The organism is Pseudomonas sp. NFACC10-1 (genome assembly GCF_900119195.1).
GTDB lineage: Bacteria > Pseudomonadota > Gammaproteobacteria > Pseudomonadales > Pseudomonadaceae > Aquipseudomonas > Aquipseudomonas cerasi.
The window spans coordinates 18,711-41,497 of the sequence record NZ_FPJB01000012.1; the positions used below are offsets into that span (position 1 = coordinate 18,711).

At 59.7% G+C, this 22,787-nt stretch carries 17 protein-coding genes; 8 read left to right on the forward strand and 9 right to left on the reverse strand.

Annotated features, from left to right (window positions below; translation table 11 throughout):
• Positions 1-64 precede the first annotated feature (64 nt).
• Both BT119_RS25460 and hutU read right to left on the reverse strand, forming a co-directional pair.
• Positions 65-1,033 carry an ABC transporter substrate-binding protein gene (locus tag BT119_RS25460; protein WP_058416797.1) on the reverse strand — a complete coding sequence of 323 codons (969 nt, stop codon included), beginning with the start codon at positions 1,031-1,033 and terminating at the stop codon, positions 65-67.
• 113 nt (positions 1,034-1,146) lie between these two features.
• A complete protein-coding gene (gene hutU / locus BT119_RS25465; RefSeq protein WP_042931093.1) occupies positions 1,147-2,844 on the reverse strand; it encodes a urocanate hydratase in 1,698 nt (565 codons plus the stop codon).
• A 651-nt stretch (positions 2,845-3,495) separates the two neighbouring features.
• On the opposite strand from hutU, the gene betT reads away from it, so the two are divergent.
• Positions 3,496-5,451 carry a choline transporter BetT gene (betT, locus tag BT119_RS25470; RefSeq protein WP_201023372.1) on the forward strand — a complete coding sequence of 652 codons (1,956 nt, stop codon included), beginning with the start codon at positions 3,496-3,498 and terminating at the stop codon, positions 5,449-5,451.
• 169 nt (positions 5,452-5,620) lie between these two features.
• Here betT and BT119_RS25475 read toward each other — a convergent pair whose 3' ends face one another.
• Complete coding sequence (locus BT119_RS25475; RefSeq protein WP_058397119.1) at positions 5,621-6,667, reverse strand: LacI family DNA-binding transcriptional regulator; 1,047 nt, start codon at positions 6,665-6,667, stop codon at positions 5,621-5,623.
• A gap of 171 nt (positions 6,668-6,838) precedes the next feature.
• Here BT119_RS25475 and BT119_RS25480 point away from each other — a divergent pair, with 171 nt between their 5' ends.
• The 4 genes from BT119_RS25480 to mgrA all read left to right on the forward strand — a co-directional run bounded on the left by BT119_RS25480 (position 6,839) and on the right by mgrA (position 12,659).
• On the forward strand, positions 6,839-9,154 hold the full coding sequence (locus BT119_RS25480) for a TonB-dependent receptor (protein ID WP_170846042.1): 2,316 nt from the start codon (positions 6,839-6,841) through the stop codon (positions 9,152-9,154).
• A gap of 34 nt (positions 9,155-9,188) precedes the next feature.
• The gene (locus tag BT119_RS25485; RefSeq protein ID WP_072367115.1) at positions 9,189-10,514 is read left to right on the forward strand and encodes an LLM class flavin-dependent oxidoreductase; all 1,326 of its coding nucleotides are present in this window, start codon (positions 9,189-9,191) and stop codon (positions 10,512-10,514) included.
• A gap of 90 nt (positions 10,515-10,604) precedes the next feature.
• A complete protein-coding gene (locus tag BT119_RS25490; RefSeq protein WP_072367116.1) occupies positions 10,605-11,540 on the forward strand; it encodes a sulfonate ABC transporter substrate-binding protein in 936 nt (311 codons plus the stop codon).
• Between the two features lie 81 nt (positions 11,541-11,621).
• Positions 11,622-12,659 (forward strand): L-glyceraldehyde 3-phosphate reductase, encoded by a 1,038-nt coding sequence (gene mgrA, locus BT119_RS25495; protein WP_003372090.1) that lies wholly within the window; start codon positions 11,622-11,624, stop codon positions 12,657-12,659.
• 187 nt (positions 12,660-12,846) lie between these two features.
• Here mgrA and ntrC read toward each other — a convergent pair whose 3' ends face one another.
• Positions 12,847-14,283 (reverse strand): nitrogen regulation protein NR(I), encoded by a 1,437-nt coding sequence (gene ntrC / locus BT119_RS25500; protein WP_003413458.1) that lies wholly within the window; start codon positions 14,281-14,283, stop codon positions 12,847-12,849.
• Positions 14,280-15,365 (reverse strand): nitrogen regulation protein NR(II), encoded by a 1,086-nt coding sequence (gene glnL, locus BT119_RS25505; RefSeq protein WP_002555720.1) that lies wholly within the window; start codon positions 15,363-15,365, stop codon positions 14,280-14,282. The genes ntrC and glnL overlap by 4 nt, the downstream gene beginning before the upstream one ends.
• 39 nt (positions 15,366-15,404) lie before the next feature.
• On the opposite strand from glnL, the gene BT119_RS27325 reads away from it, so the two are divergent.
• Entirely contained in the window at positions 15,405-15,614 is a 210-nt protein-coding gene (locus tag BT119_RS27325) for a hypothetical protein (protein WP_003432407.1), read from the forward strand.
• A gap of 33 nt (positions 15,615-15,647) precedes the next feature.
• Here the strand turns inward: BT119_RS27325 and BT119_RS25515 are convergent, their stop codons facing one another.
• The 4 genes from BT119_RS25515 to glnA form a co-directional block, all read right to left on the reverse strand.
• Entirely contained in the window at positions 15,648-16,265 is a 618-nt protein-coding gene (locus tag BT119_RS25515) for a DUF4124 domain-containing protein (protein WP_003432411.1), read from the reverse strand.
• 11 nt (positions 16,266-16,276) lie between these two features.
• Entirely contained in the window at positions 16,277-16,813 is a 537-nt protein-coding gene (locus BT119_RS25520; RefSeq protein ID WP_003432413.1) for a DUF4124 domain-containing protein, read from the reverse strand.
• A gap of 77 nt (positions 16,814-16,890) precedes the next feature.
• On the reverse strand, positions 16,891-17,448 hold the full coding sequence (locus BT119_RS25525) for a chorismate mutase (RefSeq protein ID WP_003432414.1): 558 nt from the start codon (positions 17,446-17,448) through the stop codon (positions 16,891-16,893).
• 163 nt (positions 17,449-17,611) lie between these two features.
• Positions 17,612-19,018, reverse strand: a complete 1,407-nt coding sequence (gene glnA, locus BT119_RS25530) for a glutamate--ammonia ligase (protein WP_003372080.1) — start codon at positions 19,016-19,018, stop codon at positions 17,612-17,614.
• A gap of 336 nt (positions 19,019-19,354) precedes the next feature.
• On the opposite strand from glnA, the gene thiI reads away from it, so the two are divergent.
• A complete protein-coding gene (thiI, locus tag BT119_RS25540; RefSeq protein WP_003432415.1) occupies positions 19,355-20,809 on the forward strand; it encodes a tRNA uracil 4-sulfurtransferase ThiI in 1,455 nt (484 codons plus the stop codon).
• 143 nt (positions 20,810-20,952) lie between these two features.
• A complete protein-coding gene (typA, locus tag BT119_RS25545; protein ID WP_002555714.1) occupies positions 20,953-22,773 on the forward strand; it encodes a translational GTPase TypA in 1,821 nt (606 codons plus the stop codon).
• The last annotated feature ends 14 nt before the right edge of the window (positions 22,774-22,787 follow it).

Genomic DNA, 22,787 nt, shown 5'->3' on the forward strand with positions numbered 1-22,787 from the left:
TCAAATGAGGTGTGTCGGGTCAACGACGGGGCTGTCGAACCGTTCAGTCCGACAGCCCGGTCGTTTACAACGAAGCGTCCACCTTCTTCGCGGCGTCTTCGCTGACCCATTTGTGCCAGACTTCGGGGTGCTCTTTCAGGAAAATCTTCGCCAGCTTCGGCGATTCGATGCGTTCCTTGGCCATGCGCCCCAGGTTCTGGTTGAGCAGGTCGATAGGCAGGTTGACCTTTTCCAGGATGGCGACCAGTTCAGGGGCCTCATCGTGGAACACTTTGGACACGCCGACCTTGATATCGATCGTCTTGTTGACCCCGGCTTTCTCTTCCAGACGCACCAGGTCTACCTGACCCATGAGCGGCGTGGGTGACCAATAGTAGGCGAGGATCGGTTCGCCACGTTTGTAGCTGGAGAGAATCGCCGCATCCAGCGCCGGGCCGGTGCCCGGGCGGAAGTTGGTGTATTTGCTTTCCAGGCCGTAGCTCTTGAGCATTTCGCTGTTTTCCAATTCACATGTCCAACCAGCCGGGCAGTTGTAGAAACGCCCTTTGGATGGCTCTTCCTGATCCTTGAACACGGCTGAATACTGGGCCAGATCGCTGATGGATTTCAGGTTGGGTGCCTTGGCTTCCAGCTTGCGTTTGGCATCGCCTTCGATCACATAGCGCGGCACGTACCAGCCTTCCACTGCGCCGACGATCGGCGCGCCGACACCAACCACTTTTCCGGCAGCGGCGGCCTTGTTCCAGACCTCGCTGCGACCGACCCATTCTTCGGCAAAGATCTGGATATCGTTGGTGCCCAGGGCGTTTTCCATGGCGATGGAATTGCCGGGCAGGGCGTCAACCGTGCAGCCGTAACCCTTGTCCAGAACGACCTGCAGAATGTCGGTCAGCAGCATCGCGCTTTCCCAGTTAAGACCGGCGAATTTCACCGGCTTGCCTGATTCGCACCAGCCGGCAGCCTGACTTGCGCCTGTGCTGGCGAGCAGGCCAGCGGATACCAGGGTGGTCAGCAGGGCCTTTTTCATATTCATTGTCGATGCTCCTAAGCCTGAAATGGATGACGGCAGCTTCAAGTAGGCATCCGGCCCGTGGGCATGCTCATGCCCGTCCCCGACGTGTGCCGGCCTGATGGCCGGCAACGTTGTCAACGTCCGATCATTGGCAGGTTCAAGCCCTGCTCTTTGGCACAATCGATAGCGATGTCGTAACCGGCATCGGCATGACGCATCACTCCGGTGGCCGGGTCGTTGTGCAATACGCGGGCGATACGCTCGGCGGCTTCATCCGTACCGTCGCAGACGATCACCATGCCGGAATGCTGCGAGAAGCCCATGCCGACGCCGCCACCGTGGTGCAGCGAGACCCAGGTCGCACCGCTGGCGGTATTGAGCAGGGCATTGAGCAGCGGCCAGTCGGAGACGGCATCGGAGCCATCGCGCATGGATTCGGTTTCGCGGTTGGGGCTGGCGACCGAGCCGGAGTCCAGGTGGTCGCGGCCGATTACCACCGGTGCCGACAACTCGCCACTGCGGACCATTTCGTTGAAGGCCAGGCCCAGCTTGGCGCGCTGGCCCAGACCGACCCAGCAGATACGCGCTGGCAAGCCCTGAAAGCTGATGCGCTCGCGGGCCATGTCCAGCCAGTTGTGCAGGTGCTCGTCATCCGGGATCAGCTCTTTGACCTTGGCGTCGGTCTTGTAGATGTCCTGCGGATCGCCCGACAGCGCGGCCCAGCGGAACGGCCCGATGCCACGGCAGAACAGCGGACGGATGTAGGCGGGCACGAAACCCGGGAAATCGAAGGCATTGGTGACGCCGACTTCCTTGGCCATCTGGCGAATGTTGTTGCCATAGTCGAAGGTCGGAATGCCGGCTTGCTGGAAGGCGAGCATGGCTTCGACGTGTTCGGCCATCGATTGCTTGGCCGCCTTGACCACACTGGCCGGCTCGCTGACCGAGCGGGCACGGTACTCGTCCCAGGTCCAGCCTTTGGGCAGGTAGCCATTGAGCGGGTCGTGGGCGCTGGTCTGGTCGGTGACCATGTCCGGGCGCACACCGCGACGGACCATTTCCGGCAGGACGTCCGCCGCGTTGCCACACAGGGCGATGGAGATGGCTTTGCCTTCGGCCGTGTATTTCGCGATACGCGCCAGTGCGTCATCGAGATCAGCGGCCTGTTCGTCGACGTAGCGGGTCTTGATACGGAAATCGATGCGGCTCTGCTGGCATTCGATGTTCAGCGAGCAGGCCCCGGCCAATGTCGCGGCCAGCGGCTGCGCGCCACCCATGCCGCCCAAACCTGCGGTCAACACCCAGCGGCCCTTGAGGTTGCCGTCATAGTGCTGGCGACCGGCTTCGACGAAGGTTTCGTAAGTGCCTTGCACGATGCCTTGGCTGCCGATGTAGATCCAACTGCCGGCGGTCATCTGGCCATACATGGCCAGGCCCTTGGCATCCAGTTCGTTGAAGTGCTCCCAGCTGGCCCAGTGCGGCACCAGGTTGGAGTTGGCGATCAGTACGCGCGGGGCGTTGCTGTGGGTCTTGAACACGCCGACCGGCTTGCCGGACTGCACCAGCAGGGTTTCATCATCGTTGAGCTGAGTGAGGCTTTCGACGATCTTGTCGTAGCACTCCCAGTTGCGTGCGGCACGACCGATGCCACCGTAAACCACCAGTTCATTGGGGTTTTCGGCGACTTCCGGGTCGAGGTTGTTCATCAACATGCGCAGCGGTGCTTCGGTCAGCCAGCTCTTGGCGGTCAGTTGAGTACCGCGTGCAGCCCGTACGACGCCTTCGCGATGGCGGGTCCAGTCCTGCTTAAGGTCTTGATTATTCTCGGTCACAAAAAAATCCTCGGCGATCAATTCGAACCAGCCCGATGAAGGGCGAGCAGCGCCTGGCGAAGCAGGCCTATTCAGTTGGGTAGAAGACAGAGTGTTCAGCCTGTCTCTACTTGTACATACAAGCATATGCAATCAAAAGACCAACTTTGTGCTGTCGCTGTTTTTTGCCCATCGAATCTATCTGCAGGGCTTTATTTATGCGGGCCTGGTGCTTTTGATCAGCAAAGGGGCGTTTCTCCGAAAAGGGCTGGACGTTGTTACCTGAATGACTTTTTGCGCAGTTTTGGGGCGGCAGGTAACAGATTGGTGCGGGGGATGTGTGCGCCGCGTTCGGGCCGGGAATGAACTGCCGCTGGGTGTTTGCGAACAGCGCATTTGGCGGGCTGCAAATGGCCTCCTCAGCATGGGAACGAACCCCCTCAAGCATGCGTCATACCCAGGCCTGAGCCAGCATTCACCGGCCTGCGATTAGGTCTCGCGGGTGTTTTCGTGTTTAAATTGAACGCTCGTTCAAGTTAAACCGGTGGTTCGCTGCCCGCTCACAACAGGAGGCTTACCCTTGCCGTATCCGCTTTTTGCAGTTGGTTTTATCAGTCCGGAGGCACTCAACCGATGAGTTCTGCGAGTTCCTCTTCAAGCGGCATGGTTCGCATGAATGCTCCAGTGTTCTATTTCGCTGCGAGTTTTATTCTGATTTTCGGCATCGTCGTGATCGCGTTCCCGCAAGCCAGCGGCGAATGGCTGCTGGCGGCGCAAAACTGGGCGGCCAACACGGTCGGCTGGTACTACATGATGGTCATGACCCTGTACCTGGTCTTCGTGGTGGTCACCGCCTTGTCGGGCTTCGGCAAGATCAAGCTCGGTGCCGACCACGACGAACCCGAGTTCAGTTACCTGTCATGGGCCGGGATGCTGTTTGCCGCCGGCATCAGCATCACGCTGTTCTTTTTCTGCGTTTCAGAACCCCTGACGCACCTGCTGCAACCGCCGCAGGGCGAGGGTGGTAGCGCAGAAGCGGCTCGCCAGGGCATGCAGTTGCTGTTTCTGCACTGGGGGCTGCATGGCTGGGGCGTGTTTGCCTTCGTCGGGATGGCGCTGGCCTATTTCGCCTATCGGCACAACTTGCCGCTGGCCCTGCGTTCGGCGCTGTATCCGCTGATCGGCAAACGCATCAACGGCCCTATCGGCTATGCGGTCGATGGTTTCGGCATCATTGCGACCATCTTCGGCCTCGGCGCAGACATGGGCTTCGGGGTGCTGCACCTCAACTCCGGTCTGGATTACCTGTTTGGCGTGGCGCACACCCACTGGATTCAGGTCGGACTGATCACCCTGATGATGGGCGCGGCGATTCTGGTGGCGATCGCAGGTGTCGACAAAGGCGTGCGCGTCATGTCCGACATCAACATGCTGCTGGCCTGTGCGTTGCTGTTGTTCGTGCTGTTCGCCGGCCCGACTCAGCACTTGCTCAACACGCTGGTGCAGAACATCGGTGACTATCTGGGTGCACTGCCGAGCAAGAGTTTCGACGTGTATGCCTACAACGAGCCGAGTGACTGGCTGGGCGGCTGGACGGTGTTCTATTGGGCCTGGTGGATTGCCTGGGCGCCGTTCGTGGGCCTGTTCATTGCGCGCATCTCGCGTGGCCGGACCATCCGTGAGTTCGTCTTCGGTGTGTTGCTGATCCCGCTGGGCTTTACCCTGGCGTGGATGTCGATCTTCGGTAACAGCGCCATCGATCAAGTGCTCAACCATGGCATGACTGCGCTGGGTCAGTCGGCTATCGATGATCCGTCGATGACCCTGTACCTGCTGCTGGAAACCTATCCGTGGAGCAAGACGGTCATTGCGGTCACGGTGTTCATCAGCTTTGTGTTCTTCGTGACGTCGGCCGATTCGGGCACTGTGGTGCTGTCGACACTGTCAGCCAAAGGCGGCAACCCTGACGAAGACGGTCCGAAATGGCTGCGGGTGTTCTGGGGTGTGGCCACGGCGCTGATCACCAGTGGCCTGTTGTTCTCGGGCAGTATCGATGCGCTGAAGTCGGCTGTGGTACTGACCTCGCTGCCGTTCTCGCTGATTCTGCTGCTGATGATGTGGGGCCTGCACAAAGCGTTCGTCATGGAATCCCAGCGCCAGATTGCGCAACTGTATTCGTTGGCGCCAGTGTCCGGTTCAAGGCGCGGCGGGTGGCGTCAGCGCCTGAGCCAAGCTGTGCATTACCCGTCGCGAGACGAGGTGTACCGTTTCCTCGATCAGACCGTGCGTCCGGCGATTGAAGAAGTGACGGCGGTGTTCGTCGAAAAGGGTTTGAACGTGGTCAACGTGCCCGACCCGTCCAACGACTCGGTGACCCTGGAAATCGGTCACGGCGAAGAACGTCCGTTCATTTACCAAGTGCAGATGAAAGGCTTCTTCACGCCTTCGTTCGCTCGTGGCGGCATGGGCTCCAAGCAATTGAACAATCGCCGCTACTACCGCGCCGAAGTTCACTTGAGCGAGGGCAGTCAGGACTACGACCTGGTGGGCTACACCAAGGAACAGGTCATCAACGACGTGCTCGATCAGTACGAGCGGCATATGCAGTTCCTGCATCTGGTGCGGTGATCGGGGCGTGGGGGGCGGTTACAACTATCGTCCCTCACGCTCTGCGCCGCGCCTCATGTTCAGGAGAGGACGCGGAGCGTCCAGAACGGCATGCGACGCGGAGCGTCGCACGATGGTTACAGGGTCATCGTTCCTCACGCTCCCGCTTAGGCTCGAGAGTGCGGCAGGCTCACGTACTCTCTCGCTCTACCAATCTGCATTCCAGCAGGTTCAGGCGTTGTATCTCTCCCTCTACTGGTAACACTCCGAGGCTTTCAAGCACCCGCGTGGCGGCCATTACGCCGATCTGCAGTGCGGGCGGTTTGATGGTGGTCAGGCTGGGCAGCATCATTTCTGCGAAGGCGTAGTCGCCAAAACCCATCACGGCGCAATCCTGCGGAATGCTCAGGCCTGCGCGCTGGCTGGCGAGCAGGGCACCGGCTGCCAGGTTGTCGTTGGCGAAGAAGATCGCGTCAGGGCGGGGCTCTTGGTTCATCAGGGTGTCCATCGCCTGTTTGCCTGCCTCGAATGGCGCTCGGTCCGCGTCCGGGACGAAGACCCACGGCGTGATACCGAGCCCTTCCAGAGTCGCAGCGTAGCCGTCGCGGCGCTCCAGTGCGCTGAAGTCGCCCGCGATGCTGTTCTGTACGAACGCGATTCGCCGGTAGCCCTTGTCATGCAGATAACGGGCTGCCATGACGCCGACGTCGTAGTGCGAAAAGCCGATCTGGATCGGACTGCGATCGGGTTGATGGTCCCAGGTTTCGATTACCGGGACATCGGTCTGCTCGATCATTTTCTCGGTAGCAGGGCTGTGAAAGCGACTGGTCAGCACCAGTGCCGCCGGTGACCAGCCCAGAAATGCCCGTACCGCGCTTTCTTCCTGCTCGGCGGAAAAGTAGCTGGAGGCCAGCAGCAACTGAAAACCGTGCCGGCTCAGGGTGTCACTGAAGCCCTGAATGGTATTGGCAAAGATCGGCCCGGAGATGTTGGGAATCACCATCGCCACCACCCGGCTGCGTGCTGACGCCAGGCCGCCAGCAACCAGATTGGGCACGTAACCCAGTGCATTGACCGTGCTCGCAATCCGCTCGCGCAGTTCGGGCGATACCTGTTCCGGCTGATTGAAATAGCGCGATACGGTAATGGCCGACACCCCCGCCTGACGCGCCACGGCAGTGATCGTCACCCGGCCTGCGCCTCGGCGTTTACGTGTCAGGGGTTTCTCGTCGGCCATGCTTGATCACTTCGCATAAAAGTAAAAAGAATATAAAACTAATTTTTCAGTATTGGACGGTCTATCTAGCATTTCCCGATACTGGCGATGTTAGCGCTAACAAAGATGGTTTGTCTGCTACTCGCCACCGCGAATGCCCGGACCCGGTTTAGTCAGCACGTATAGGCGCCAGTGCGCATCGCACTGTCGGATCAGGGCATATTTCAGGTAGGCACGCAGATGCACACAACAGCTGGGGATGGCATCAGACACACGCTTCTGGCGCAGGCGATCAATCAGGTTCATGCGGCGCGGGGGCGTCGTTGTGGGTGGTTACTGATGGGGCTGACGGCATTGCCGTGTGTTCCGGCCATGGCAGAGACAGCGGCAGGGCAGAATACAGAAACGGTAGCGCTGGAATCGGTGACCGTGACCGCCACACGCCGTGAAGAATCGCTGCAAAAAGTACCGGTTGCCGTGTCCGTGATCGAGGGCGAACAACTGGAGCGCGATAACCGTAATGGCGTGGCCAGTATTGTGCAGCAGGTGCCGTCGTTGAATTTCCGCACCGGGGCTTCCAACAAGGACACTTCGCTGTTCGTTCGCGGTGTCGGCACCATTTCCACCTCGCCAGGCGTCGAACCGACCGTGGCCACCGTGATCGACGGCGTGGTGTATGCCCGTCCGGGTCAGGCCACGCTGGACTTGCTCGACCTGGAACGCATCGAAGTGCTGCGCGGCCCGCAAGGTACGCTGTTCGGCAAGAACGCTTCGGCGGGCGTGCTGAACGTCACCACCAAGGCACCGACCGAAGAGACTCACGGTTACATCGATCAGTCGTATTACAGCGGCAACGAAAGCCGCACCCGTTTCGGTATTGGCGGCAGCCTGATTCCGCAGACCCTCAAAGGCTCGATCACGACGTTGTTCGGCAGCTATGACGGCAATGTCGATAACAAGCTCAATGGCCAGGAAGTCAACGGTTACAACCGCAAGGGCGCACGCGGCAAGCTGGAATTCACGCCCAATGACGACATCACCTTCACCCTCGCAGCGGACTACATGCAGTCCCATGACGACGCGCCCAACGGCGTGGTAACCAAGGCGCCGACCCCGTCCTTCGCCAGTGCCCTGGCGCCGGTACGTGCCGACAGCGATAACCGCAATGTCGTCAGCGATTACCGCAGCCATGTCGAGGACGTCAACAAAGGCCTGTCCGGTCAGCTCGACTGGCAACTGGGCGACTACACCCTGACCTCCATCACCGCCTGGCGCGGCTGGGACAACACGCAGTATCAGGACGGCGACCGGCTTGGCACCATCACCGCCGCCTTTCCCGGCACTGAAGACAAGGGCGATCTTGAGTTCAACCAGTATTCACAGGAGCTGCGTCTGGCGTCGCCGAAAGGCCAGTTCGTCGAATACGTGGGCGGGCTGTTTTACATGCACGGCAAGAGCGACGAGACCTATCAGCGCACGCTGATCACACCGACGACTCAGGATCGCGGCATCGCCGACTACAGCACCACCACCGACAGTTATTCGGTGTTCGGCGAAACCACGTTCAATTTCACCCCGGACTTCCGTGCGATTGCCGGGGCACGCTGGACCCACGACGATCTGGAATACGATCATCGCCGCGTCTCGACATCGGCTACGACCGTCAGCGGCATTCAGCCAGCGACCAGCAGTTCCGGGTCGGTGGACGAAGACGGCAAGTCCGGGCGTCTCGGTTTGCAATACGACCTGAGCGACAGTGTGATGACCTACATCACCTATTCGCGCGGCTACAAAGGCCCGGCCTACAACGTGTTCTTCAACATGCAGCCGCGTGACACCGAGGCCCTCAAGCCGGAAACCTCGAACACCTGGGAGGTCGGCCTCAAGGCCACCACCTGGAATAATCGCCTGACCACCAACCTGGCGGTGTTCCACAGCGAATACGACAACTATCAGGCGAACTTCTTCGACAGTGTTGCCGGACAGGTCGTGACGCGCCTGATCAACGCCGGCAGTGTCAGCACCGAAGGCGTCGAGCTGGATTACGCCCTGCAAGCCACGCGAAACCTGAAATTCTCCGGCGCGCTGTCCTACACCAGAGCACGCATCGACAGCTTTGCCTGCCCGGCCGGTGCGGCGGCGTCCTGCAACGTCGACGGCAAAACCCTGCCGTACAGCCCGGACTGGAAAAGCTACGTGCGCGCCGACTACACCCTCCCGCTGGACAACGGCCTGGATATCGAACTGGGTACCGATTACAGCTGGCAGAGCGAAGTGCAGTACGACATCAGCCAGAACCCGGACACCAAACAGGGCGCTTACGGCATCTGGAACGCCAGCGTGGCACTGGCTGATTACAACAGTGGCTGGCGTGTGGCATTGCTGGGCAAGAACCTGGCTGACAAGTCCTATTCGCCAATGCTGGCGACCGGGGGCAACTACGTTTACCGATCCGTGCCGCGTGATGATGAACGTTATTTCGGTGTGCAGTTACGCAAGGATTTTTGAGCCGAGACCCCAGGCAACACGTAAGGAGTGAGGTATGAGCACGACTGCTCGACAGATGAAGCTGGGCGCTTTCCTGATGGCCACCGGGCACCATGTCGCTGCCTGGCGGCACCCGGATGTGCCTGCGGATGCAGGGCTGGATTTCAAGCATTACCGGCACGTGGCCAGGGTTGCGGAGGCGGCAAAATTCGATGCACTGTTCGTCGCCGACAGCGTGGCTGCCGCGACCGGTGATATCGCCAGCCGCATGGCACGCTCCGATCATTTCGAACCGCTGACCCTGCTCTCGGCACTCAGTGCGGTGACTGAGCATATCGGTCTGATCGCGACGGCAACCACCACCTACAACGAGCCGTATCACGTAGCCCGCAAGTTCGCCTCGCTGGATCATCTCTCCGGTGGGCGAGCGGGCTGGAATCTGGTGACCTCGGATGCCGCCGCCGAAGCGCAGAACTTCGGTCGCGCCGAGCATGTGGGGCATGCCGAGCGCTATAGCCGCGCACGAGAGTTTCACCAGGTGGTGACCGGCCTTTGGGACAGCTGGGCAGACGATGCCTTCACCCGCGACAAGGCCAGCGGCGAGTATTACAACCCGGCCAGGCTGCATGTGCTCGATCACCAGGGCGAGCACTTCAGCGTCAAAGGCCCGCTGAACGTGGCACGTTCGCCGCAAGGACAACCGGTGGTGGTGCAGGCTGGTTCCTCGGAAGTCGGGCGTGAACTGGCGGCGCAGACGGCGGAAGTGGTGTTCACCGCGCAGACCTCGCTGGCCAGCGCCCAGGCGTTTTATGCGGACATCAAAGGCCGTCTGAGTGCTTACGGGCGTGACGTCGATTCGCTGAAAATCATGCCCGGCGTGTTCATCGTCGTGGCCGAAACCGAAGCCTTGGCGAAAGCTAAATTCGAGTCGTTTCAGGCGCTGGTCGAGCCTCAGGTCGGGGTCGCTCTGCTGGGCCGCATGCTGGGCAATTTCGACCTGTCGGGTTACCCGCTGGATGGCCCGTTGCCAGAGCTGCCACTGACCGACAGCGGCCAGCGCAGCCGGCAGAAACTGCTCACCGAACTGGCCGATCAGGAAAACCTGACCCTGGCGCAACTGGGGCGGCGGATTGCCGGCGGGCGAGGGCACTACAGCCTGATCGGTACGCCTGAGCAGATTGCCGATGAGCTGCAACGCTGGTTCGAGCAAGGCGCGGCGGATGGCTTCAATGTGCTGGTGCCGCATCTGCCGGGTGGTCTGGAAGATGTCGCGCAGTTGCTGGTGCCCGAGTTGCAGCGGCGCGGGATGTTTCGTACCGAGTATGAGGGCACGACCTTGCGTGAAAACCTGGGCTTGCAACGGCCTGCTTACAGATTTTGATCGTTGCCGCATGCAAGTCCTGATGAGCGCAGAAAGCGGCCTTCGGCCAGAATCAGAGGCAGATTTTTATACAGAATTAAGGGGTCACCCATGAAACCATTCACGTTTATCGCCGCCATTCTGGCTTTCAGTGGCCTGCTCGGGACAGCTGCTGCCGTCGAGCCCGACACCCTCCGCATCGGCTACCAGAAGGGCTCTATTACGCTGGTGCTGGCCAAGGAACACGGCTTGCTGGAAAAGCGTTTTCCCGAGAAACAAATCAAATGGATCGAGTTTCCGGCCGGGCCGCAGATGCTGGAGGCGCTGAACATTGGCAGCCTGGACATCGCCTCCACCGGCGACATTCCGCCGATTTTCGCCCAGGTCGCAGGTGCCGACCTGGTCTACATTGGTGCCGAGCCACCCAAGCCGCAGGTGGAAACCCTGTTGGTGCGCAACGAAAGCCCGGTGCACAGCGTCGCAGAATTGAAAGGCCGCAAGGTCGCGCTGCAGAAAGGCTCCAGCTCGCATAACGTGGTGCTGCGTTTGCTCAACAAAGCAGGCCTGACCTTCAAGGATATTCAGCCAATCTATCTGACCCCTGCCGATGCCCGCGCTGCCTTTGAAAACGGCAGTGTCGATGCCTGGGCGATCTGGGACCCTTACTACTCCATCGCTATGAGCGAAGGCCACACTCGCCTGCTGGCCAACGGCGAGGGGCTTGGATTGTCCGGGCCGTTCTATACCGCACGGCGGGCGTTTGCCGAGGAAAATGCAGCGCTCGTGCAGCAGGTGCTCGACGAACTGACAGTTGCCGATGGGCTGTCGCGCTCGCAGCGTGCCGAGAGTATTCAGATACTGGCGCGGAGCATGGGCTTGTCCGAAGCGGTCATGACTCAGTATCTTGACCATCGGCCTGTATCACCCAGCCTGCCGATCACGCCGGAGATCGTAAGTGCGCAGCAGGCGACCGCTGATCTGTTTTACGACAACCACTTGATACCTAAGCGGGTCGACATTCAGCAGGTTGTCTGGCAAAAGCCATGATTCCGGCGTTGCGAACAGGCGTCGCCTGTTCGCAAACGCAATCAAGACGCCTCGAATATCCCCCAGACAAGAGAGGATTCAATGACCTACATCGCTGCCGAAAATCGTTACGAAGACATGCCTTATCGCCGTACCGGCCGCAGCGGGCTGGTGCTTCCGGCACTGTCTTTGGGCTTGTGGCACAACTTCGGTGACAGCACGCCGATCGACACCCAGCGCGCCATGCTGCGCACGGCGTTCGATCTGGGCATCAACCATTTCGACCTGGCCAACAACTATGGCCCGCCGTACGGCAGCGCCGAGATCAACTTCGGCCGTCTGCTGCGCGAAGACTTCAAGCACTACCGTGATGAACTGATCATCTCCAGCAAGGCTGGCTGGGACATGTGGCCAGGGCCGTACGGGCAGGGCGGTGGTTCACGTAAATACGTGCTCGCCAGCCTCGACCAGAGCCTGCAGCGCATGGGGCTCGATTACGTCGACATCTTCTATTCCCACCGTTTCGACCCGGACACTCCGCTGGAAGAAACCGCCAGCGCGCTGGCCACCGCGGTTCAGCAGGGCAAGGCGCTGTATATCGGTATCTCATCCTATTCCGGGGCCAAGACCCGTGAGATCGCGGCGTTGCTCAAAGAGTGGAAAGTGCCGTTGCTGATCCACCAGCCGGCCTACAACCTGCTCAATCGCTGGGTCGAGAAAGACTTGCTCGACGCGACTGAAGAGCTGGGCGCGGGCGTGATCGCCTTTACCGCGTTGGCCCAGGGGTTGCTGTCGGACAAATACCTGAATGGCGTGCCCAAGGATGCGCGGGTCAATCGTCCGGGTGGCGGCTCGCTGCAGGCTTCGCACCTGTCCGAGCAGAACATCGCCCACGTGCGTGCGCTCAACGAAATCGCCCAGCGTCGCGGTCAGAGCCTGGCACAAATGGCCCTGGCCTGGACGCTGCGCGATCCGCGCGTGACCTCCGCGTTGATCGGTGCGAGCCGTCCGGAGCAGATTGTCGAGAACGTCGGCGCGCTGAAGAACCTCGCGTTCAGTCCCGAAGAACTGACCGAGATCGACAGCTTTGCGGTGGAAGGCGGAATCAACCTGTGGGAAAAACCATCACTGGCTGAGTGATGCGGTGCTGAGCTGCGCTGCGCTGCGCGTTACACGCAATTCCTGAGATGACTATCGTTCCCACGCTCCGCGTGGGAATGCAGTTCTGGACGCTCTGCGTCCTGCCTTGAATAGTAGGCGCGGCGCAGAGTGTTTCGAAATGCATGCCAATGCGGAGCATTGGCACTAATGACCATCATATAACCACTCAGCCCTCATCGGCCTCGTCGTCATCCCCGCCATCGATCTTCATGCCCAGTTCCTTGATCTTGCGGGTCAGGGTGTTGCGGCCCCAGCCCAGCAGTACGGCGGCGTCGCGGCGGCGACCGGCGGTGTGCTTGAGGGCGGTTTCGATCATGATCCGCTCGAAGGTCGGCACGGCGCTGTCCAGCAGGCTGGACTGACCGCGAGACAAGGCCTGATCGGCCCACTGGCGCAGCGCCTGTTCCCAGTTGGTGACCGGTGCGGCGTCCTGCGGCAGGCTCAGCAGTTCCGGTGGCAGGTCGCTGATGTGCACTTCACGACCCGACGCCATGACCGTGATCCAGCGGCAGGTGTTTTCCAGCTGACGCACGTTGCCAGGCCACGGCAGATGCTTGAGGTATTCCTCGGTCTCGGCCTTGAGCAGCTTGGGTTCGACCGCCAGTTCCTGAGCCGCGCGGCTGAGGAAGTGCTTGGCCAGGGTCGGGATGTCTTCACGACGGTCCGACATGCGCGGAATGTGGATACGGATCACGTTCAGACGGTGGAACAAGTCCTCGCGGAACTTGCCGGCCTGTACCAGGGTTTCCAGGTTCTGGTGTGTCGCGGCAATGATGCGCACGTCGACCTTGACCGGCGTGTGCCCGCCTACCCGGTAGAACTCGCCATCGGCCAGCACGCGCAGCAGACGGGTCTGGGTGTCGGCCGGCATGTCACCGATTTCATCGAGAAACAGCGTGCCGCCGTCGGCCTGTTCGAAGCGTCCACGACGCAGGTTGGCCGCGCCGGTGAACGCGCCTTTTTCATGCCCGAACAGTTCGGACTCCATCAGGTCCTTGGGGATCGCCGCCATGTTCAGCGCAATGAACGGCGAGGCCGAACGCGGGCTGTGGCGATGCAATGCATGAGCGACCAATTCCTTGCCGGTTCCCGACTCACCGTTGATCAACACCGTGATGTTGGAGTGACTCAGACGGCCGATGGCGCGAAACACTTCCTGCATCGCTGGCGCTTCGCCAATGATTTCAGGGGTGCGGGTCAGTGTCGGTGCAACGTCCAGGCCCTGTTGTTCCTGAGCGTGCTGATTGGCGCGCTTGACCAACGAGACGGCTTCATCGACGTCGAACGGCTTGGGCAGGTACTCGAACGCACCACCCTGATAAGACGCCACGGCACTGTCCAGGTCCGAATGGGCGGTCATGATGATCACCGGCAGACGCGGATGCTGCTCGCGAATCCGCGCCAGCAGGTCCAGGCCACTGGCACCCGGCATGCGGATGTCGGAAATGATCACGTCGGGTTGCTGACGGGCCAGACGGCTCATCACCCCGTCGGCGCTGTCGAAGCTTTGCGTGGTCATGCCTTCCTGTTGCAAGGCCTTTTCCAGTACCCAGCGGATAGAACGATCGTCGTCTACGATCCAGACAGTTTCACTACGGCTCATGTCGAAGCTGCTCCTTGTTCCAGCGGCAGGAAGATCGAGAATGTGGTGTGGCCGGGATGGCTGTCACACTCGATCAGACCCTGGTGCTGGCTGATGATGTTCTGGGTAATGGCAAGACCTAATCCCGTACCGTCCGGGCGGCCACTGACCATGGGGTAGAAAATGGTTTCCTGAAGTTCGGCCGGAATACCGGGGCCGTTGTCGATGATTTCGATCTTGCTCACCAGTCGATGGCGAACGTGGCCGATGGTGAACTGGCGCATGGCGCGGGTGCGCAGGGTGATCCGGCCAAGGCGCAATTCGTTCTGGCCGCTGATGGCCTGCATGGCATTGCGCACGATATTGAGCACGGCCTGGATCATTTGCTCGCGGTCGATCAACACGTCGGGAATGCTCGGGTCATAGTCGCGCACCAAGGTGATGCAGCCCTGGCTTTCGGCCTCGACCAGGCTGCACACACGCTCCAGCACTTCATGCACATTGGTCATGGCCAGCGATGGCAGCTTGTTGGAGCCGAGCATGCGGTCGACCAGATTACGCAGGCGGTCGGCCTCTTCGATAATGACGTTGGTGTAGTCCTTGAGACTTTCTTCAGGCAGCTCGCGGGCCAGCAATTGTGCGGCCCCGCGAATGCCGCCCAGCGGATTCTTGATTTCGTGAGCCAGGCCACGCACCAGCATCTTGGTGGTTTCCTGCTTGGACAGCTGGGCCTCTTCCTTGGTAATGCGCAACAACCGGTCACGCGGGTGTACTTCAAGCAACAGCAGGGTATCGCCCTTGCTGAGGATAGGCGTCACCGCATAGTCGACAGTCAAAGTCTGACCGGTCAGTGCAGTGAGCATCGCTTCGCGCTTGGTGAAAGGATGAGCCTGTTCGACTGCCTGACGCAGCGAACTCAATGCTTCGGCCGACTCGGTGAACAGCTCGCTGATGAATTGCCCATGGCTACGCTGCCCGCTGATGGCCAGCAGCATTTCCGCTGCCGGGTTCATGTACTCAAGTCGCAGGTCGGCGTTGAGCAGAATGGTGGCAGTGGTCAGGTTATCCAGTAACAGTCTGTGCAGCGCATCGCTGATAGTCATGAATCGTGTTGACCTCTTTTGGCACATTGCAGTCGCGCCATGCTGGTGCTGGCTGGTCTGCGCCAGCAGGAGCAAAGCCACCAATACGGTGCTGTGTCAGTGAAGTTGCAAAAAACAAACCAAGGCTCCGAAAAGAAGCGTTTTATCTGCAAAGTCGGGCCGTTTTTGCAAAGCGTGCCCGCATACGGCGCTACCCGGCCGGGCTTCCTGAACCAGATTGGGCTGTATTGTTGCGCAGGCAGTCATTGAGCGCACCAAAAAGGTGCTGGCGTTTTGGCGAGATCAGAAGAAGGGCAGGATGCTGCTTTTGGGCTCGGGCTTGTCCTTGAGCGGACACTCCGGCCGCACACCGTAGTCATCCTCCTTGCAGGGGTGAGTCGCGCGCTTTTGCGCCAGGGAAATGCGCTGCACGTGAAAGGGCTGGTTCGGTGTTTTTTCCAGCACACGGCCAAGTTCGTCGAAAATCTCTACCGACAGTTGATGCGTGCCACGATCGACATTGCTCAACGGGAACACCGGGCTGCGGCCGGCCTGGCCGACGGCAACACCATCCAGTAGCAATCGATAGCTGTGCCCGTCCTGTAGCACCGGTTCGCTGGTGACGGTAACGATCAGGTCGCCACTGGGATTGACCAGGGTGGCGTCCGGTTCGGGCACCAGAATTCTCAGCAATTGGTAATGAAACATCGGCTTTATTGCAGGTTTGGCAGGGTGGGCCTTCAAGGTCCGGGTCGGCGGCGCGCCGGTCATGTTGTTGCTGGGCGCGATGTCGACGCGGGTGGCGTTCTTGCGCGGCTGGTCGGTAAACACCCGATTACCCTGCGCGTCGATATAGGTATAGACGTCGGCCGCTGCGGGCAGCGTCAACAGCAGCAACAGGCAGGTCAGCAGACGGCGCATCGTGTGTCTGCTCATGGCTTGCCGAGGTGTACGCGCTGTACGGTCAGGGTGATGGTTTCACTCTGCTGAATGATCCGATCGCCGTCTTTCACGACCACCGCGAAGCTGTGTTCGCCGCGATCTACGTTGACCACTTGAAAGCGCGGCAGGTTGGAGGGCTGCCCGTACAGGTTGCCGTCCAGCAGCAGTTGCAGGCTGTGAGTCGGTTGCAGACGCGGCTGGATCTTCACCCCGATGATGAACGTGCCATTGTTGGCGCGTAACGCTTCGTCGGTGGGCAGGTCGGTGAGTTCCAGTACGTCATAGGCCGTTTGCGGCTGCGAGGGTGGTGCGACAGGGGCTGGTTGCGGCGCACTGTTGACGACCGGTCTGGAAGGCGTCTGCGTTTCTATGCTGTTGAGTGGCGGCAACTCGACCACTTCGGTCTTGGCCCCGTTGGGCGGCTGGTTGCTGAACGCGGTGTTACCGTTCGCATCGGTGTACTTATATATCTGCGCCAGCGCGGGCAGGCTGATCAACAGCAGCAGGCAAATCAGACTTTGACGCATGAGACTCTCGACAGCAGGGCAAGATTGGCCGTCAGCATAGAACACATCGCCCTATGCTGCGCTATCTGCCTGATGTGTCAGAGTTTCGCAGGGCAAAGGTCGGCAGTGGCCAGTACCAGCGCCTGATCGTGAATCGGGTTGGTCTGATAACGCTTCAGCGCCGCATCCAGTTGCATCTGGCAGGTTTCCGCCTTGCGCAGTGGCTGGAAGTCCGCGTAGGCCTGGAGCAGTTGGGTCTGCAGGCGATCCAGCTTCGGACGGATGTCATCGACCAGGCTGAGCCTGACTGTGTCGGGCGCTTTGCCTGCCGCGTGCCACTGGGCGAGCAGGGCGTTCTGCACCTGTTTATTGGCTTCGATCTGGGCGCGGAACAGACGTTGAACATCATCGGGGTTGAGCTTGAACTCGGCAGCGCGGGCCTGGGCGGCGTTGATCACTTGCAGCTCGCGCGGCGGATCCTCGACGGCCTTGCCGCTGTCCCACTTGCTCAGGGCAACTTGATCGGCGATGGTCAGGCGCTCGCTGATCGCTTGCAGCAGGGGTTCAAGTGCAGAAGGCTTCTGCTCGGCAGTGAAGGCGAAGCAGGAAGACATGAACGTCATTGTCAGCAGGGAAGTGGCCAGGATAAGGCGCATGGCAGTTCCATCTCGGTTCGGTGGGGAGATGCAGATTTAACTCCAGGCGACCGGGCAGAGCCAGCGTTGCGGGGTGAACAAAAGTTCACGCGGTAAACTCCGGGCAAAAAAAGACCTCCCGAAGGAGGTCTCCTGTTACGCCATCAACGCTGGCGTGGCTGGATCAGCAGCTGTAGTACAGCTCGTATTCCAGTGGGTGTACGAAGGTGCGAACCTTGATTTCTTCTTCGCTTTTCAGCTCGATGTAGGCATCGATGAAGTCGTCGCTGAAAACGCCGCCCTTGGTCAGGAACGCGCGGCCCTTGTCCAGTTCTTCCAGGGCTTCTTTCAGGCTGCCGCAAACTTGTGGGATCTCTTTGGCCTCTTCAGGCGGCAGGTCATACAGGTTTTTGTCAGCTGCGTCGCCAGGGTGGATCTTGTTCTGGATGCCGTCCAGGCCAGCCATCAACAGGGCAGCGAATGCCAGGTACGGGTTGGCCGCTGGATCCGGGAAGCGTGCTTCGATACGACGGCCGCGCGGGCTGGAGACGTAAGGAATACGGATCGACGCGGAACGGTTACGGGCCGAGTAGGCCAGCATGACCGGGGCTTCGAAGCCCGGGACCAGACGCTTGTAGGAGTTGGTCGACGGGTTGGTGAAGCCGTTCAGAGCCTTGCCGTGCTTGATGATGCCGCCGATGAAGTACAGGGCGGTATCGGACAGACCGGCATAGCCTTCGCCTGCGAAGGTGTTCTTGCCATCCTTGGAGATGGACATGTGTACGTGCATACCCGAACCGTTGTCACCGTACAGTGGCTTGGGCATGAAAGTAGCGGTACGGCCGTACGCGTCGGCAACGTTGTGCACGCAGTACTTGAGGGTCTGAACTTCGTCAGCCTTCTTGACCAGCGTGTTGAATTTCACACCGATTTCGTTCTGGCCGGCAGTTGCCACTTCGTGGTGGTGAACTTCCACGACCTGGCCCATTTCTTCCAGAGCGTTGCACATTGCGGTGCGGATTTCGTGGTCGTGGTCGACCGGTGGCAGCGGGAAGTAACCACCTTTGACGCCCGGACGGTGGCCCTTGTTGCCGCCATCGACGTCGCCGTCGGTCATCCAGGAAGCCTGTTCGGAGAAGATCTTGAACATGGAACCGGAGATGTCGGACTTGAACTTCACTTCGTCGAAGATGAAGAACTCTGGCTCCGGACCTACGAATACGGTGTCGCCGATACCGGTGGACTTCAGGTATTCCTCGGCACGGTGGGCAATGGCGCGCGGGTCGCGGTCGTAGCCTTGCATGGTCGAAGGTTCGATGACGTCGCACACCAGAACCAGGGTTGGCTCTTCGGTGAACGGGTCGAGCAGGGCGGTTTCGTCATCCGGCAGGAGAATCATGTCGGACGCTTCGATGCCTTTCCAGCCAGCGATGGAGGAACCGTCGAACATTTTGCCGACTTCGAAGAAATCGTCTTCCAGTGCATCGCGCGCAGGCATGGTGACGTGCTGCTGCTTGCCCTTGGTGTCTGTGAAGCGCAGATCAATCCATTTAACGTCATGATCTTTGATGAGTTGAACCGACTTCGACATGGTGTCCTCCGGGTGGCTAGAGACCGACTTGATAGAGTTGTGGTCCCTTGAATTTGGGTGATGCCGGCGCAAATACTCTGCCAAGGCAACCTGCCTCACAAGGGAGCAATTTGCATGCCAGTGCCCCGTGTTGGGTTTTTTGCCTCAAACGCTGGTTTTCAGGGGGCGAAAACGCACCGCGCAGGAAAAACACGCACCTTTATGGCGCTGCAATTTGGTGCGTCGACTCTTTTTGGTGCATCAGTGATTGCGTGTACGATAACTGGTTAAACCTTGAGCAATTTCCGCTATAATCCGCGCCCCCCTTTTTTGGTCGGCACCTCACGCTCCGTTTCCATGAAACTAATCGTTAAAGTTTTCCCAGAAATCACCATCAAAAGCCCGCCGGTGCGCAAGAAGTTCATCCGGCAACTGGGCAAGAACATTCGTACCGTGCTCCGTGAACTGGACGCGGACATTGTCGTGGGTGGCGTATGGGACAACCTTGAGGTCGAAACCCGGCTGACCGACCCCAAAGTGCTGCATGGCATCAGGGAGCGGCTGAGCTGCATGCCAGGCATCGCCAACTTTCTGCAGGTCGCCGAGTACCCGCTGGGCGATCTGGATGACGTGGTTGCGAAGTGCAAACTGCACTACGCCGACCTGTTGCCTGGCAAGATGTTTTCAGTGCGCTGCAAGCGCGCCGGCCGACACGACTTCAGCTCCATGGACGTCGAGAAATACGTCGGCAGCAAGTTGCGCATGCAGTGCGGCGCGGCCGGAATCGAGCTGAAAAAGCCCGATCTGGTGGTGCGCATGGAAATTCGCGACCAACGGTTGTTTGTCGTTCATGACCAACATCAGGGCATGGGCGGTTACCCGCTGGGCGCGCTGGAGCAGACCCTGGTATTGATGTCCGGCGGGTTCGATTCGACCGTTGCGGCCTACCAGATCATGCGCCGCGGGCTGATGGCGCACTTCTGCTTCTTCAATCTGGGCGGAAGAGCCCATGAACTGGGCGTGATGGAAGTCGCGCACTTCATCTGGAAGAAGTACGGCAGTTCTCAGCGCGTGCTGTTCGTCAGCGTACCGTTCGAGGAAGTTCTCGGAGAAATTCTGCAGAAAGTCGATAACAGTCATATGGGTGTAGTTTTGAAGCGTATGATGTTACGCGCTGCATCCGCCGTGGCCGATCGTCTTGAAATCGATGTGCTGGTCACTGGCGAAGCGATTTCCCAGGTTGCCAGCCAGACGCTGCCCAACCTGTCGCTGATTGACGCGGCGACCGACAAGCTGGTCCTGCGGCCGCTGGTTGCCACCCACAAGCAGGACATCGTGGACCTGGCGACTGAAATCGGTACTGCTGATTTCGCCCGGCACATGCCTGAATATTGCGGGGTGATTTCGGTCAACCCCAAGACCAACGCCAAGCGAAATCGCGTTGAGTACGAAGAAAAACAGTTCGACATGGCGATTCTCGAGCAGGCGCTCGAACGCGCGAAGCTGGTTTCGATCGATCGGGTCATCGACGATCTGAGCCGCAATGTCGATATAGAAGAAGTCAGCCAGGCGCTGGCCGGTCAGGTGATCCTCGACATCCGTCACCCGGATGCCCAGGAAGACCAGCCGTTGCAGGTGCCTGGCGTGGAGATACAGACGTTGCCGTTCTACGCATTGAACAGCCGTTTCAAGGCACTGGATGACACGCGCCAGTACCTGCTGTATTGCGACAAAGGCGTCATGAGTCGCCTGCATGCCCACCATTTGCTCAGTGAGGGACATGCCAATGTGCGCGTATATCGACCGAGCTAAGTGCCCGGGGCTGTTTGCCTGTGGCTTGCGTCACCGGCCCCCCGACACCAGTCGTCATGCCGTAACGGCTTTTGCCGACTCGAAATAGTTAATCGCTGCCTTTAAACAGTCAGCAGACCGAATCCTCTGATCGAGATACACAAGTGATCGAAAATCTACGCAACATCGCCATCATCGCCCACGTTGACCATGGTAAGACCACCCTGGTAGACAAACTCCTGCGCCAGTCCGGCACCCTTGAGCGCAACGAGCTCAACGACGAGCGCGTGATGGACTCCAACGACCAGGAAAAAGAGCGCGGTATTACCATTCTCGCGAAGAACACCGCGATCAACTGGAATGGCTACCACATCAACATCGTGGACACCCCGGGCCACGCCGACTTCGGTGGTGAAGTAGAGCGCGTGATGTCGATGGTCGACTCCGTACTGCTGCTGGTCGACGCCCAGGACGGCCCTATGCCGCAAACCCGTTTCGTGACCAAGAAGGCATTCGAAGCCGGCCTGCGTCCAATCGTGGTCATCAACAAGGTTGACCGTCCAGGCGCGCGCCCGGACTGGGTTCTGGACCAGATCTTCGACCTGTTCGACAACCTGGGTGCCACCGAAGAACAGCTGGACTTCAAAGTCGTCTACGCCTCGGCCCTGAACGGCATTGCCGGTCTGGAACACACCGATATGGCTGAAGACATGACTCCGCTGTACCAGTCGATCGTCGATCACGTTCCTGCGCCAAAAGTTGACCGTGACGGTCCTTTCCAGATGCAGATCTCGGCTCTGGACTACAACAGCTTCCTGGGCGTCATCGGTGTTGGCCGTATCGCTCGCGGTCGCGTCAAGCCAAACACTCCGGTTGTTGCCATCGATGCCGAAGGCAAGAAGCGTAACGGTCGTATCCTGAAGCTGATGGGTCACCACGGTCTGCACCGTGTGGACGTTGAAGAAGCAGCTGCCGGCGACATCGTCTGCATCAGCGGCTTCGACCAGCTGTTCATCTCCGACACCCTGTGCGACCCACTGAATGTCGAAGCGATGAAGCCGCTGACCGTTGACGAACCTACCGTTTCGATGACCTTCCAGGTTAACGATTCGCCGTTCTGCGGTAAGGAAGGCAAGTTCGTCACCAGCCGTAACATCAAGGAACGTCTGGACAAGGAACTGCTGTACAACGTTGCTCTGCGCGTTGAAGAAGGCGACACCGCCGACAAGTTCAAGGTCTCCGGCCGTGGTGAGCTGCACCTCTCGGTACTGATCGAAACCATGCGTCGCGAAGGCTTCGAAATGGGTGTTGGTCGTCCGGAAGTGATCATCCGTCGTGTAGGCGACGTGAAGCACGAACCGTACGAAAACGTGACCATCGACCTGCCGGAAGAATCCCAGGGCGCGATCATGGAGCAAATGGGTCTGCGTAAAGGCGACCTGACCAACATGGTTCCGGATGGCAAGGGCCGTGTTCGCCTCGAGTACAACATCCCGGCCCGTGGCCTGATCGGTTTCCGTAACGAGTTCCTGACCCTCACTTCCGGTGCAGGCATCCTGACCTCGATCTTCGACCGTTACGACGTGATGAAGTCCGGCGACATGTCCGGCCGTCAGAACGGCGTTCTGGTTTCGGTTGAAACCGGCAAGGCACTGACCTACTCCCTGGAAACCCTGCAGGCGCGCGGCAAGCTGTTCGTCGAGCACGGTCAGGAAATCTACGGTGGTCAGATCGTTGGTCTGAACAGCCGCGACAACGACCTGGGTGTGAACCCTACCAAAGGCAAGAAGCTCGACAACATGCGTGCTTCGGGCAAAGACGAAACCATCGCCCTGGTTCCACCTGTCAAGTTCACCCTTGAGCAGGCTCTGGAATTCATCCAGGACGACGAGCTGTGCGAAGTAACGCCGAAGTCCATCCGTCTTCGCAAGAAGATCCTGGACGAAAGCGAGCGTACCCGCGCTGCCAAGAAAGCCAAGGCTTGATACTTAGCCCGCGC